15 protein-coding genes are annotated in these 14,051 nt (G+C 66.0%); 9 read left to right on the top strand and 6 right to left on the bottom strand.

The genetic code is table 11. From position 1 onward, the window contains the following. Window positions 1-22 precede the first annotated feature (22 nt). Genes BH95_RS23000 through BH95_RS22975 form a run of 6 tightly spaced genes read left to right on the top strand, consistent with a single transcriptional unit; the run spans window position 23 to window position 3,985 of the window. The gene (locus tag BH95_RS23000; RefSeq protein WP_037185439.1) at window positions 23-436 is read left to right on the top strand and encodes a DUF302 domain-containing protein; all 414 of its coding nucleotides are present in this window, start codon (window positions 23-25) and stop codon (window positions 434-436) included. Window positions 437-479: 43 nt separating this feature from the next. Beyond that, window positions 480-749: a metal-sensitive transcriptional regulator gene (locus BH95_RS22995; protein WP_019665717.1), complete on the top strand. Its 270-nt coding sequence runs from the start codon at window positions 480-482 to the stop codon at window positions 747-749. 48 nt (window positions 750-797) lie between these two features. Beyond that, the gene (locus BH95_RS22990) at window positions 798-1,166 is read left to right on the top strand and encodes an ArsR/SmtB family transcription factor (RefSeq protein ID WP_020110587.1); all 369 of its coding nucleotides are present in this window, start codon (window positions 798-800) and stop codon (window positions 1,164-1,166) included. Further along, entirely contained in the window at window positions 1,163-2,224 is a 1,062-nt protein-coding gene (gene arsB, locus BH95_RS22985; protein ID WP_037158696.1) for an ACR3 family arsenite efflux transporter, read from the top strand. Before BH95_RS22990 ends, arsB begins: the two co-directional genes overlap by 4 nt. Further along, window positions 2,221-2,622, top strand: coding sequence for an arsenate-mycothiol transferase ArsC (locus tag BH95_RS22980; protein ID WP_019665714.1), 402 nt, complete (start codon window positions 2,221-2,223; stop codon window positions 2,620-2,622). The genes arsB and BH95_RS22980 overlap by 4 nt, the downstream gene beginning before the upstream one ends. A gap of 25 nt (window positions 2,623-2,647) precedes the next feature. After that, window positions 2,648-3,985, top strand: a complete 1,338-nt coding sequence (locus BH95_RS22975) for an FAD-dependent oxidoreductase (protein ID WP_037184312.1) — start codon at window positions 2,648-2,650, stop codon at window positions 3,983-3,985. Here BH95_RS22975 and BH95_RS22970 read toward each other — a convergent pair. Then, the gene (locus BH95_RS22970) at window positions 3,968-4,345 is read right to left on the bottom strand and encodes an ArsR/SmtB family transcription factor (RefSeq protein WP_019665712.1); all 378 of its coding nucleotides are present in this window, start codon (window positions 4,343-4,345) and stop codon (window positions 3,968-3,970) included. The two genes, BH95_RS22975 and BH95_RS22970, sit on opposite strands and share 18 nt — an antisense overlap. 61 nt (window positions 4,346-4,406) lie before the next feature. On the opposite strand from BH95_RS22970, the gene BH95_RS22965 reads away from it, so the two are divergent. From BH95_RS22965 to BH95_RS22955, 3 genes are all read left to right on the top strand, one after another. After that, the gene (locus BH95_RS22965; protein WP_244165099.1) at window positions 4,407-6,347 is read left to right on the top strand and encodes a heavy metal translocating P-type ATPase; all 1,941 of its coding nucleotides are present in this window, start codon (window positions 4,407-4,409) and stop codon (window positions 6,345-6,347) included. A 46-nt stretch (window positions 6,348-6,393) separates the two neighbouring features. Then, window positions 6,394-7,830 carry an HNH endonuclease signature motif containing protein gene (locus BH95_RS22960; RefSeq protein WP_037184307.1) on the top strand — a complete coding sequence of 479 codons (1,437 nt, stop codon included), beginning with the start codon at window positions 6,394-6,396 and terminating at the stop codon, window positions 7,828-7,830. 114 nt (window positions 7,831-7,944) lie between these two features. Beyond that, entirely contained in the window at window positions 7,945-8,148 is a 204-nt protein-coding gene (locus tag BH95_RS22955) for a zinc-ribbon domain-containing protein (RefSeq protein ID WP_033188948.1), read from the top strand. Between the two features lie 123 nt (window positions 8,149-8,271). Here the strand turns inward: BH95_RS22955 and BH95_RS22950 are convergent, their stop codons facing one another. The 5 genes from BH95_RS22950 to BH95_RS22930 all read right to left on the bottom strand — a co-directional run bounded on the left by BH95_RS22950 (window position 8,272) and on the right by BH95_RS22930 (window position 13,962). Then, the gene (locus tag BH95_RS22950) at window positions 8,272-9,213 is read right to left on the bottom strand and encodes a TAXI family TRAP transporter solute-binding subunit (RefSeq protein ID WP_019665708.1); all 942 of its coding nucleotides are present in this window, start codon (window positions 9,211-9,213) and stop codon (window positions 8,272-8,274) included. Window positions 9,214-9,238: 25 nt separating this feature from the next. After that, the gene (locus tag BH95_RS22945; RefSeq protein WP_033188947.1) at window positions 9,239-10,600 is read right to left on the bottom strand and encodes an MFS transporter; all 1,362 of its coding nucleotides are present in this window, start codon (window positions 10,598-10,600) and stop codon (window positions 9,239-9,241) included. A 121-nt stretch (window positions 10,601-10,721) separates the two neighbouring features. Continuing rightward, complete coding sequence (locus tag BH95_RS22940; RefSeq protein WP_037184304.1) at window positions 10,722-12,104, bottom strand: sensor histidine kinase; 1,383 nt, start codon at window positions 12,102-12,104, stop codon at window positions 10,722-10,724. A 13-nt stretch (window positions 12,105-12,117) separates the two neighbouring features. Continuing rightward, window positions 12,118-12,777, bottom strand: coding sequence for a response regulator transcription factor (locus BH95_RS22935; protein ID WP_019665705.1), 660 nt, complete (start codon window positions 12,775-12,777; stop codon window positions 12,118-12,120). A gap of 54 nt (window positions 12,778-12,831) precedes the next feature. Continuing rightward, window positions 12,832-13,962: a citrate/2-methylcitrate synthase gene (locus tag BH95_RS22930; RefSeq protein WP_037184302.1), complete on the bottom strand. Its 1,131-nt coding sequence runs from the start codon at window positions 13,960-13,962 to the stop codon at window positions 12,832-12,834. Between the last annotated feature and the right edge of the window lie 89 nt (window positions 13,963-14,051).

Here is a 14,051-nt window from a genome sequence, read left to right as displayed (position 1 = left end):
GTACTCGAAAGGAATCTCAGCCATGAGCATCGCACTGTCCACCACGTTGGCCGACACCGACTTCGGCACCGTCGTCCAATCAGTCAAGGCAGCACTGTCCGACCAAGGATTCGGCGTACTGACCGAAATCGACATGCAAGCCACCTTGAAAGCCAAGCTCGGCGAAGACATGGAGCAGTACCTGATCCTCGGTGCATGCAATCCGACACTCGCGCACCGTGCTGTCGGAGTCATGCCACAGATCGGTTTGCTCCTGCCGTGCAACGTGGTCGTCCGCGCCGACACCGCAACGCCAGGATCGGTGATCGTCGAGGCAATGAACCCGGACATCATGGTTCAGGCCACCGGCGAACCCGGGCTCGCCGACGTCGCCGCCGAAGCCACCACCAAGTTGCAAGCAGCCATCAATGCACTGGGGGCATGCCCCCGGGGGTAACCTGGGACGCACTTCGCTACACCGCACAACGAGGAGCCTCACCATGATCGGCGACGAAGACAGCATCGCACTGGTACTGAACCGCCTGCGCCGCGCCCACGGACAACTCGCCGGCGTGATCGGCATGATCGAGAACGGGCGCGACTGCAAAGATGTCGTCACCCAACTTGCCGCCGTATCCCGCGCGCTCGACAAGGCAGGCTTCAAGATCGTCGCAACGGGCCTTCGCGAATGCATGACCGGTGAGACCGCCGACAACAGAGAGCCGATGACCGAAGCCGAACTGGAAAAACTCTTCCTCGCACTGGCCTAGATTCACGCGGGCCTTGACGCCTGATTCGACAGCAGTCAATATAGACGAATGTCGAATCAGCCCCTGCCGATCGAAGACGTCTCCGCCGGAGAATGCTGCTCACCGCTGGTTCGCGAACCGCTGACGGTCGATCGATCGGTAGACCTGGCTCGGATGTTCAAAGCCTTGGGTGACCCGGTGCGGTTGCGCTTGCTCAGCCTGGTGGCCAGCCACGACGGCGGGGAGGCATGCGTCTGCGACATCTCGCCGCACTTCGATCTGTCGCAACCTACGATTTCCCACCACTTGAAAGTGCTTCGGGAGTGCGGCCTCCTCGACTGCGAGCGACGCGGAACCTGGGTGTACTACTGGGTGATTCCGACTGCGCTGGATGAACTGTCGACGGTCCTCGGCACAACGACGCCGGTCGCCTCGTGAGCAGCACGACCGTCGTCGGCAAGCTCTCCACGCTGGACCGGTTCCTCCCGGTCTGGATCGGCGTGGCGATGGTCGTCGGCCTGCTGTTGGGACGGTCGATTCCCGGATTGAACGACGCTTTGGCCGCTGTGTCGATCGACGGCGTCTCGCTGCCCATCGCGGTCGGCTTGCTGATCATGATGTATCCGGTGCTGGCGAAGGTGCGCTACGACCGGCTCGACACTGTCACCGGAGATCGGAAGCTTCTCGTCGGTTCGCTTGTGCTGAACTGGATTCTGGGACCGGCGTTGATGTTCGCGCTGGCGTGGATATTTCTGCCCGATCTGCCGGAGTACCGAACCGGTCTCATCATCGTCGGCCTCGCTCGCTGCATCGCCATGGTCATCATCTGGAACGACCTCGCGTGCGGAGACCGTGAAGCCGCTGCCGTGTTGGTGGCGATCAACTCGGTCTTCCAGGTGATCATGTTCGCTGTTCTCGGATGGTTCTACCTGTCGGTCCTGCCCGGATGGCTCGGGCTCGAGCAGACCACCATCGAGGCGTCACCGTGGCAGATCGCGAAGTCGGTGCTCATCTTCCTCGGCATCCCGTTGGTCGCGGGCTTCGCATCGCGCTACTTCGGCGAACGCGCCAAGGGCAGGGAGTGGTACGAGTCGACGTTCATCCCCAGGATCGGGCCGTGGGCGCTGTACGGTTTGCTGTTCACGATCGTCGTTCTCTTTGCGCTGCAGGGTGATCGGATCACGTCACAGCCTCTCGACGTCGTACGCATCGCACTTCCGCTGTTGGTCTACTTCGCGGTGATGTGGGGCGGCGGCTACGCCCTCGGCGCCGCGATGGGCCTGGGGTATCAACGCACCACCACACTCGCATTCACCGCTGCGGGCAACAACTTCGAGCTCGCCATCGCCGTCGCGATCGCCACCTACGGCGCCACGTCCGGGCAAGCACTCGCCGGCGTGGTCGGACCACTCATCGAAGTACCGGTCCTCGTCGGACTGGTGTACGTGTCCCTGGCTCTACGCAAGCGGTTCACACCCGAAAGGACGTACCCATGACGAGCGTGCTGTTCGTATGCGTGAAGAACGGCGGCAAGTCGCAGATGGCTGCCGGACTGATGCGCAAAGCCGTCGGCGATTCCGTCGAGATCCACTCCGGCGGAACCGCGCCCGGAAGTGCCGTCAATCCGCTGTCCGCGCAGTCGTTGCTGGAAGTGGGCGTCGACCTCACCGGCGAACGCCCCAAGCCCATCGACCCCGAACTCCTCGCCCGAATGGACTACGTCGTCACTCTCGGCAGCGAGGCGAAAGTCGATGCCGTAGAAGGCCCGACGTTCGAGAACTGGGACACCGACGAGCCGTCGGAACGCGGAATCGACGGCATCGAACGCATGAGACTCGTGCGCGACGACATCGCCACCCGCGTCGACGATCTCGCCCGACGCATACTCCGTTAGGCCTCGACGAAAGGACGTCACCGTCATGTCCGCTCACCCTGTAGTCGTCATCGGAGCAGGACCCATCGGTCTTGCCGCCGCAGCTCACCTCACCGAAGCCGGCACTCCCGTCCTGGTCCTCGAACGTGGACGCTCGGCCGGTACTGCTGTTGCACAATGGAATCACGTCAGATTGTTCTCGCCGTGGTCGGAAATCGTCGACCCGGCCGCCGCACGCCTCCTCGAACCCACCGGATGGTCTGCCCCGGACGGCAAAGGCTACGCAACCGGAAGCGAGTGGGTCGAGAAGTACCTCGCACCGCTGGCCGCAGTTCTCGGCGATTCGGTGCGTTTCGACTCCGAGGTCGTGGGCGTCGCCCGCCGGGGGCGGGACCGTGTCGTCGACTCCGGTCGTGACACCGAACCTCTGGCTGTTCATGTCAGACGAACCGACGGCACCGAGGAACGCATCCTCGCCAGGGCAGTCATCGACGCATCGGGAACATGGGGAAGCCCGAATCCGCTCGGGTCCGAGGGACTCCCCGCAATCGGGGAACATGCTGCCGCCGAGACTGTCTCGTATCGAGTCCCCGACCTCTCGGACGAGTCGGTACGCGGCCGCTTCGCCGGCACACACGTGGTCATCGCCGGAAGTGGTCATTCTGCACTGACCGCGATCATCGCATTCGCCGACCTGGCCGCGGCCAACCCCGGCACGACACTGACGTGGGCCGTGCGGCGCGCAGTCACCGAATCGGTGTTCGGCGGAGGCGAATCCGACGAGCTCGCCGCACGCGGCGCGCTCGGCCTCCGCGCGAAGAAAGCCGTCGACGACGGCCTCCTGCAGGTCGTCTCCGGTTTCCGGACAGAGACGATCCTGCACGACGACGGCAGACTCGCGCTCGTCGGCGACAACGGAACCCGGATCGACGGCGTCGACCACGTCGTCGCGCTGACGGGGTTCCGACCCGACCTGAGTTGGCTGTCCGAAGTTCGTCTGGACCTCGACCCGACACTGCAGGCACCACGGTCGTTGGCGCCGTTGATCGATCCCAACGTCCACTCCTGCGGCACCGTCTACCCGCACGGCGTGGACGAGCTCACCCAACCCGAGCCAGGGTTGTACCTGGTCGGCATGAAGAGCTACGGCCGGGCGCCGACGTTCCTGGCGATGACCGGGTACGAACAAGTTCGCAGCATCGCTGCCGAACTGTCCGGCGACCCCGAGAGCGCTCGCACCGTCGAGCTACGTTTGCCGGATACCGGCGTCTGCGGCGGTGCAGGGTTGTTCGACGATCCCGAAGCCGACGCCTCGGTGGTGGGCGGATGCTGCGGCACGCCGGGACCCGTCAGCATCGGACTGGGATCAGGATCCGGTCGCTGAGTCCACGTCGGAGTCGATGTCCGGCACGGACATACCGAGATGCTCGATGTGATAGACCGCCTCGTCGAGCAGCATGGCGACGTGATTGTCGTACAGACGGTAGATGACGCTGCGGCCCGATCGCGCGCCGGTCACCAACCCCATCGCTCGGAGCAACCGGAGCTGATGGGAGACAGCGGACTGTTCCATCTCGACAGCGTCGGCGAGGTCGTTGACGCCGCTGGGCCCCTGGCGGAGCTGGGTGAGGATGCGTAGCCGACTCGGCGTCGCCAACGCCTGAAGCGTCGCTGCCACCGTCGCGGCGGATTCCGCATCCAACTGCGCCGGAGGAGTGGTGCGTCCCTCGACTCCATGTCCCATTCGACGATCATAGTTTATGTTCACATGTATAGGTCTTCATGTGATGAGGTAGCGTGACGTCATGACTTCCATCGGGACCGCCCCGTCACCGTCGATCGACAGCCCTCGGACCGGGACCGCCACCCGCACCCGGTTGCTCGCCGTCGCCGAAGTCCGGTGGGCACTCGCCGCCACCGCACTGTTCGCGGCAGGGCTGCTCGCGCAGATCACCGGCGGCCCGACGTGGCTCTACTGGGCGCTGTACCTGGCGTGCTACGCCGTCGGCGGCTGGGAATCGGCGCTCGAAGGCCTACGCGCGCTTCGCAACAAGACGCTCGACGTCGACCTGCTGATGATCGTCGCCGCCATCGGAGCAGCGTCGATAGGGCAGGTGTTCGACGGGGCACTGCTCATCGTCATCTTCGCGACGTCCGGCGCGCTGGAGGCAGTCCTCACCGAGAGAACCGCGGACTCCGTCCGAAGCCTGTTGGGCCTGACACCCGACACCGCGGTCCGGCTCGACGCCGGCGGCACCGAACACCGAATCGACGCAACGGACCTGACCGTCGGAGACATCGTCGTCGTCCGTCCCGGCGAGCGCCTCCCCGGTGACGGAACCGTCGTCGACGGCGGGTCCGACATCGACCAGTCCTCGATCACCGGGGAGTCCGTCCCGGCCTTCAAGACCGTCGGCGACGACGTGTTCGCCGGGACCATCAACGGCACCGGTGTGCTGCGGATCCGAGTCGACGTCGACCCGTCGGACACCGTCATCGCCCGGATCGTCACGATGGTCGAGCGTGCCTCCGAGACCAAAGCGAAGAAGCAGCTGTTCATCGAGAAGGTGGAGCAGTACTACTCGACCGGCGTCGTGGCCGCTACGGCAGCGGTGTTCACCATTCCCCTGCTGTTCGGCAGCGACCTGCAGTCGGCGTTGCTGCGCGCGATGACGTTCATGATCGTGGCGTCGCCGTGCGCGGTCGTCCTCGCGACCATGCCGCCCCTGCTCGCCGCGATGGCAACCGCCGGCCGCAACGGAGTCCTCGTCAAGTCGGCCGTCGTGATGGAACAGCTGCGCCTGACCGACGTCGTCGCCTTCGACAAGACCGGAACCCTCACCGAGGGAACACCTCGCGTCGAACGGGTCGACGCACTGGGCGGCTTCGATCACACCGACGTCCTGCGATGGGCCGCGGCCGCCGAAGTGGGAAGCGAGCACCCGGTAGGAGTCGCAATAGTCGACCACGCCCGTAACCGCGGGCTTACGCTACCTCCCGCATCGAATTTCGAATCGACACCGGGCGTCGGCGTACGCGCACGGGTCGACGGACGACAGATCGTAGTGTCCAAACCCGATTCGGCCCAGACATCTTCCGGCACCTCCGACATCCGAACGCACGGAACGACCACCGTCGTCGTCACCGTCGACGACGTTCCCGCCGGAATCATCGCTCTGGTCGACACCATCCGTCCCGGGGTCGACGGCGCCGTATCCGAGCTGGAGCGTCTGACGGGCGCCCCGTCGGTGCTGATCACCGGCGACAACCTCGGGTCCGCACAGCACGTCGCCCGCCGCGCCGGAATCTCCGACGTGCGAGCCGGATTGTTGCCGGAGGACAAGGTCGACGCCGTGCGCGGACTGCAAGCACGCGAGCAACGGGTCCTCGTCGTCGGCGACGGGGTCAACGACGCACCAGCCCTCGCCGCGGCCGACACAGGAGTTGCCATGGGTCGCAAAGGGTCCGACCTGGCACTCGACACCGCCGACGCCGTCCTGGTGCGCGACGACGTCGCCGCGCTCGCCAAGGTGATCGAACTGTCGCGCCGAGCCCATCGCATCGTCGTCGCCAACCTCGTCATCGCCGGCACGTTCATCGTCGTCCTCGTGGCCTGGGACCTGATCGGAACCCTGCCCCTCCCAATCGGTGTCGCCGGGCACGAGAGCTCCACCGTCCTCGTCGCTCTCAACGGCATGAGACTTCTGTCCTCACGTGCGTGGCGAGGGACGAAACAACCTGCTTGACGGCCGAATCCGGAACTTGTCGGTGGGTCGCGGTACCTTTCCCCGCATGCAGAAGTTGGGGGACTCGAGCACCGCAGCGGAACTCTCGGACCGAGACGTCATCGCCGCCATCACCGAGCTCACCCACGCCCAGAATCAGACTGCCGCACGTAAATACGTTCTGCTCGACGAGTTCGCCCGCCGTGGCCTGAACCTGAAGACAGGGCATTCGACGCCACAGCATTACATCGCCTCGGGCACCCGTGTCACCCTCGCCAACTCGACCCGGCAGTTCGTCACTGCCAACTGGCTCAGCCGATGGCCTTCGGTGACCGAGGCTCTCGCCACCAGCGACATCTTCGTCGACCACGTCAAGGAAATCCACGACGGCTACACCACCATCAGCGGCGCGGACTCCACGCTCTCCGAGGAAAGCCTGGCCGCAGCGGTCGCAGACCTGCTCGCGACCGCCATGGACGGCACAGCCCACCAGGTCAAGCAGCGCGCTCAGGTGTTGATGCACGCAGTCATCGACGACGCCCGCGCCCGATACGACAGCGCACTCGGACGACAAGAAGCACGCAAACAGAAAGAGCGCGAAGCCGAAGAACAAGGACAGCCCCTGCCCGACGACGATGCTGACGCCGATCCTGATACCGATGTGTTGAACAACCCTCCGCCACAACCGGTATCGGAGAACACTGCGCTCAACAAGCTCGAGCTGTTCCTCCTGGCCAACGGACGCCTTGGCTTCAAGGGGGATGTGGACAAGGTTCTCGGCGAGAAGCTCCGGTCAGCCCTGTCCCCGCTCTCGCGGCCACAACCGGCACCCGACGGCACCCGCGATCCCCGCAGTGCATCCAGACGTCAGGCCGACGGGTTGTCGCGGCTCCTCGACCTCGTCGGCGGCGGCACGCGCTCCACCGGGCCGGGAACACCACCGGCGACGGTCAACGTCACCGTGAACCTAAGTGACCTCCTCGCCGACAGAGCCCTCTCGGCATCGCCGGACACCACAAGTGGGACAGCCACTTCCGGTGCCACACACAGGTCGCCGAAGATGGGTGACCCGGACTGGCCGTTCCAGCTCGAATGGACGGGCCCCTTGAGTCGCAGCCTCGCACGCCTGCTCGCCTGCGACGCGAACCTCAAGCCAATCATCCTGGACAACAACGACGTTCCCCTCTCGATGGGGAAGGAAGTCCGGCTCGCCACTCCTGAGCAACGCGCAGCCGTGGCCGTCCGCGACAGATGCTGCGTCCGATGCGGCCTCCCCGCGCAGTGGTGCCAAGTGCACCACATCGTCTTCTGGGAAGACGGCGGGCCGACCGACCTCACCAATCTGGTCCTGATCTGCGGCGACTGCCACCGCCTCGTTCACAATCACGGCTGGGACATCGACTTCGGCGCCGACGGCCACCCCCGCGTCATCCCACCCGCCGCCATCGACCCCGAACGAAAACCGATACCCAGCTTCCACCGACAACGCCGCCCCGCTGCCTGACCGGTCAAGTTGGCCACAGCACCCTCCCCGCCCCGGACCAACCGGGCGGGGCTGGGTGCCAGAGGTGTTGGGCAAGCACCGCGGCGTCCGCGGAGAAATCGCTAGGCTGGCCAGGTGTTCTTCCTCTTCGGTTACGGCAGCAAGCAAAAACACCTCGGCGCAGGCCAGACCCGAACGTGCCCTCGGTGCAACAACACCACGCAGTGGTCGCGGATCCGGACGTACACACAGTTCACGGTGTTCTTCATCCCTGTCGCGAGGTGGAGCCGCCGACAACTCGAACAGTGCAGCATCTGCGGCACCGCCGTCGAGGCCTGACCACCCCACAACCCGGATGTAACTGCGCCTTCCAGGTCGACCGTCCTCGGGCACAGGGTCACCATGCGGACCCCACTGACTCCCCGGGAGCACTTACTCATGGGCTCCCCGACGAACGCGCCTTCACCCGTGCCTGCGGCGGTACTCCGCCTCGGCTCCCGGATGGAGAGGGATCGTGCCGGTCATGACGAGAGACCGGGCGTCGAGGAACTGACTGCCGATCGCCTGGCGAGGAACCAACGCCGACGACCTGTCCAGCAGCACGCTCACCAACGCTGCGACCGTCTCGTCCGGCACATCCGGGCGGACCAGCAGCAGATTCGGGATGCCCACCGTCGTGACCTCGGGGTGCTCGCCGTACACACCCGCCGGCACCGGCACCGCCTCGTACGCCGTCCCGAATTCACTCCTCAGACCCGCGACCACTCCGCCCAGATCGAGTAACCGCACCGGCGTCGGCGGATCGGCGAACGCAGGCGTCGGCAACCCACCCGCCCACATCACCGCGTCGACGTCGCCGGCGTACAACGCATCGGCCGCCGCGTTCATCGACATCTGCACCTCGCGAACAGCGTCGGGCAGCCCCGCTGCATCGAGCACCCGGCGCGACACCAGCGTCGCGCCGGAGCCGGGAGCGCCGATGCTGACCGACCGTCCGCGCAGGTCGGCAATGGACTCGATCCCGGAATCGGCACGCACGGCGATCTGGAAGTAGTTCTCGTACACGCAGCCCACCGCCGTCAGATCCCGTCCCGGATGGTCGTACGCCGCGTCCGCGAGCGTCATCGCCAACTCGGCCCGCCCGGACTGCAGCGCATCGAGATTGTCGACGGAACCCTCCGTCGTCAGCGGGACGATGTCGGCTGCTCCGGCGCCCGCGGCCGCGTCGGCGAGCAGTCCGCCGAACTCCCAGAAGAAGCCGCCGATCTCACCGGCCGCGAGACGCACCCGAGGCGACGGCTCCGACGAGCACGACACCGAGGCCCCTGTCGCCGCACCGACGGCGAGAACGCCGGCAGCCCGCAGAACCGCTCTTCGCGAGAGCAGCACTGCGGGCTGGACCATGGTTCTCACCTTAAGACGAGGTCGCTCACTGGAAGGCGCGACCCTGTTCGCGGTCCAGAACCGTCTCGGTCTTGTTCCGCAGAACGAAGATGTAGACCACCAGCGACACCGCGATCACCACCGTCACGTAGAGGATGAACCACGAGACGTGGCCACCGTTCTTCGCGGCCTGGTAGATCAGCGGCGCCGTGCCACCGAACGCCGAGTTCGCCAACGCATACCCGAGGCCGACGCCCAAGGCACGCACGTGCGACGGGAACAGCTCCGCCTTCACGATCGCGTTGATGGAGGTGTAGCCGGTCAGGATGACGTAACCCACGCACACCAGCGCGAGCGACTCCACCACCGACGTCGCGGACGGCAGGTACGTGATGAGCACGTAGGTGTACAGGACACCGCCGATACCGAAGAACACGAGCAGCGGCTTGCGACCGACCTTGTCGCTGATCATTCCGCCGATCGGCTGCAGCAACATGAGGAAGATCAGGCCGAAGAGGTTGATCCACGTCCCGGTCATGCCGCGGTCCTCGTACGCCGTCTTGATCATCGACGGAGCGTTGACGCTGTACGTGTAGAACGCGATGGTGCCGCCGATCGTGACCATGAAGCACACCAACAACGGCCGCCAATGGTTCAGCACGAGTTCCTTCATCGATCCCGACGCCCGGTCGGCACCACTGCGCACGGCCGCGAGCTGATCCTTCGTCAACGATTCGTCCATGCTGCGACGCAGCCAGAACACCACCACCGCAGCGACACCGCCGATGAAGAAGGCGATGCGCCAACCGAACTCCTCGATCTGCCCCCGGTCCAGGAACGCCTGCATGATCAGCAGCGTCACCTGTGCGAGCACGTGTCCACCGACGAGGGTGACGTACTGGAACGACGAGAAGAATCCCCGACGCTCCCGCGTGGCGGCCTCGGACATGTACGTCGCCGACGCGCCGTACTCGCCGCCGGTCGCGAAGCCCTGCACCAGACGGCACAGGATCAGGATGACCGCGGCCCACACACCGATGCTCTCGCGTCCCGGAGTCAGCGCGATGACCAGCGAGCACGCGGCCATCATCGAGACGCTGAAGGTCAGCGCAGCACGTCGGCCGTTGCGGTCGGCGTAGCGGCCGAAGAACCACGACCCCACCGGACGCATCAGGAACGTGACGGCGAAGATCGCGTACACGTAGACGGTCGAGTTCTTGTCCGCCGAATCGAAGAACTGATTCTCGAAGTACGTCGCGAAGACGGTGTAGACGTACACGTCGTACCACTCGACGAGGTTGCCCGACGACCCGCGGAGCGTGTTGAACACCGCACGCCGAGTCGCCGCGGGAGACGAAACGGGGGCGGACCGCGGTGAGTCAGCGGTCGAGGTGGCCTCGTTGGCCATGGGCAGTCCTTCCACAGGGGGCTCGTGCTGGTCGCCGCGAGCTGTGCGGCAACCGTCGTGCCCCTACTGTGACCCCAGGCACAGCCTCCGACAAAACCGTTTCCGATTTCCTAACACTCTCTTAGGAAAGGACCGCCGGTACTACCAGCTCGACGCGCAGACCCGATGGCACACCCGCGCTGACCTGCAAGGACCCTCCTGCTCGCTCGGTCAAGGCGTGGACGATCGACAAGCCGAGCCCGGTGCCCTCACCGCCGACCCCCGGCGCCCGATAGAACCGGTCGACCACCTTCGGCAGCTCGCTCGTGGGTACTCCCCCACCCGAGTCCGCCACCCACACGAGCACCTGACCGTCGCCGCCCCGGCACCCGATCTCGACAGCCGAACCGGCGCCCGCGTACTTCGTGACGTTGCTCAGCAGCGCATCGAGAATCCTGATCATGTCGTCCTCCGGCAACGCCGCGCGGGGCACGTCCTCCGCGACGGCGAGCGAGTAGGACATCCCCGCGACAGTCAGTGTGGTCGACCAGAATTCGACGCGGCTCAGTATCGCCGCCCGGGCGTCGCACCCCGTCGTCCGCGCGCCGGCCGGCGTCTCCGCAGCCGCGAGGACCAGAAGATCCTCGACGACGGTGCTCAGCCGATCCACCTCCAGAGTCGTCTTCAGGTGTGCCTCGGACGCCGACTCCGGCACCCTCATACCCAGCACATCCAGTCGAATACGCAGTGCAGCCAACGGATTACGCAACGCATGAGCGGTGTCCGCGACCAGCCGACGCTGAGCCGCAGTGGCCGCCTCCACATCGTCGGCCATGGCGTCGAACGCACCGGACAGCTCACGCACTTCCGGCGGCCCGACGTACTCGGTCGACTCGGGCCTCGGCGGCTCCTCCGCCGGCAGCTCGGCGTGGAACTTGTCACCGAACGACTGCACCCGCGACGACAACGCCGTCAACGGCCGAACCACCCAGCGCGACAACGCAGCAGCGATCACTGCCACGGACACCAGGATCAGCAGCGCACCGGCGCCGATGACCACCCACGCCACCGCTACGTCTCTACGCGCCGCATCGGTCGACGCATCGATCACCACCGCACCGTCCACCTGTGTTCCACCGCCGACGGGAGCCGCGATCAGCACCTCGGACTGGGCCCACGGCGTCAAACTCGAAGGGACGTCGCCGCGTTGGTTACGTAACGCTCCCGACACGGCCTCCTGCACATCCGGCCGGTCGACGTCGATACCCGCCGACGCACGCACCACACCGCCCCGGTCGACGATGGCGAGGCCCTCGCCGTACAGAGAGTGGTAGCGCTGCACGGACTCTCGCAACCTCGGCACCCCGGACTCGTCCTCCCGCGAGGACAACTCCGCGAAGAACGTCGCTGCCGCGGCGCGGTTCTCGCCGAACCTCTGCACACGTTCCCGCCCCACCAACACCGCCAGAGGCACCGCAAGCGCGAGCACGACGACGATCGAGTAGATCATCAGCACGACCAGCACCCGGCGTCGCACGTCAGGTGTCCCAGCGGTAACCGAAGCCGCGGATGGTGACGATCGCCCCGGGGCGCCCGAGCTTGGCCCGCAGCGCAGTCATGTGAACGTCGAGCGTGCGCGAGATCGCCACGTACGCATCACCCCAGATGGCGTCCATCAACTGCTCGCGGCTCACGGCTTCGCCCCGCCTCGTCACGAGGTGCGCCAGCAGTTCGAACTCCTTGGTCGTCAGCCCGATGTCTCTGCCGTCGACCTCGACACCGCGTCCCACGAGATCGACCACGACATCACCGAGCACCACCCGGTCCGCCGAGGACTCGGCCGCTGCACTGCGACGCCGCGCCGCGACCTCCAGCCGCGCATGCAGTTCACCGAGCCGAGCGGGCTTCACGACGTAATCGTCCGCACCGCCGCGGAGAGCCCGCACCACCGACCGCTCGTCGTCCCGCGCCGTCAGCACCACCACCGGCACGGCACTGAGGGTTCGGAGCTTACGCAGCACCTCGAGCCCGTCCATGTCCGGCAACCCCAGGTCCAGCAGCACGACGTCCATGTCGTGGTATCCGAGCAGTACATCCGCTCCCCGGCGCATTCGAACGGGCGCGTGGCCGACCTCGGTCAGCGCCTCGACCAGCGCCTCACCGACTCCGTCGTTGTCCTCCACCACCGCGATACGCATCCACCACAAGATATATCCGACGTGGGCGCAGCGGCCCGGGGACACCGAAACCGGTCACAGCGGCGGAAGCGCCTGGGGTGCCTCGGGGCCGTCGTACCGGGCGATGGGCCGAATGATCTTGCTGTCTGCGGACTGCTCGACGATGTTGGCGCACCACCCGACGATCCGGCTGCACGCGAAGGTCGGCGTGAACATCGACCTGGGTATCCCGCACAGCTCCATCAGCACGCCCGCGTAGTACTCGACGTTCGCGTAGAGCTTCCGGTCCGGTTTCAGATCCGCCAGCGCTGCGGCGATCACCTTCTCCACCTGGGCGGCTTTGTCGATCAGTTCACCTCCCAGCTGCTGCGCAGTCTCACGGAGCATCACCGACCGGGGATCCTCGGTGCGATACACCGGGTGCCCGAACCCCATGATGCGTTCACCCGCAGTGATTTTCGACCGTGCCCAGGAATCCGCGTCCGCCAGGTCGGCAATCTGGTCCAGCCCGTCCAACGCCCGATCCGGTGCGCCTCCGTGCAGCGGTCCGGCGAACGCGCCGATCGCCGCACACACGGCGGAGGCGATGTCCGACCCCGTCGACGCGACCACCCGCGCCGTGAAGGTCGACGCATTGAACCCATGATCGATGGTCGCCGTCAGGTACCGGTCGACGGCCCGGGCACGAGCGTCGCTCGGAACGTCGCCGTTGATCATGAACAGCCAGTTCTGCGCCGTCGTCAGATCCTCCCGCGGTTCGATCGGCTCCTGACCCGACCGAAGGCGATGAACCGCAGCCAGAACGGTGGGAGTCACCGCGCACAGGCGCAACGACGTCGCTCGTTTGTCGGCGTCGGTGGATTCGTACAGCGGAACAGCACCGGGCAGGCCGGACAGAACCGTGCGCAGCGCCAGAAGCGGCTGCTCCGGGCCGGTCGCGGCAACCGACGCCACGGCCTCGCGCACCTCCGCCGACAGGACCCGCAGCGGCGCGACCGTACGGCTGAACTCCGCTCGCTCGGACAGGCTCGGCAGACGACCCTCCACCATCAGGAACCACGCATCCTCGAAGGTGCGGCTCTCGGCGATGTCGATCGCCGAATACTGACGGTAGTGATAGAAACCCTCGTCGCCTCGGACGTCACCGATCGACGTGGACGTGACGACGACGTTGTGCAGCCCACGCGGGGCCTCGAGAACGCTCATGACATCTCTCCTCTGCTGGTCACCCACCACGATCCGCGTTAACATTGATCGTTGTCAATGTTGATCGAGTCAATGTTCAGCACGCCGAA

This window comes from Rhodococcoides fascians A44A (genome assembly GCF_000760735.1).
In the GTDB taxonomy this organism is placed as follows: Bacteria; Actinomycetota; Actinomycetes; order Mycobacteriales; family Mycobacteriaceae; genus Rhodococcoides; species Rhodococcoides fascians_E.
Note: the sequence above shows the minus strand (reverse complement) of the source record. Positions and strands in the feature narration are given on the sequence as shown.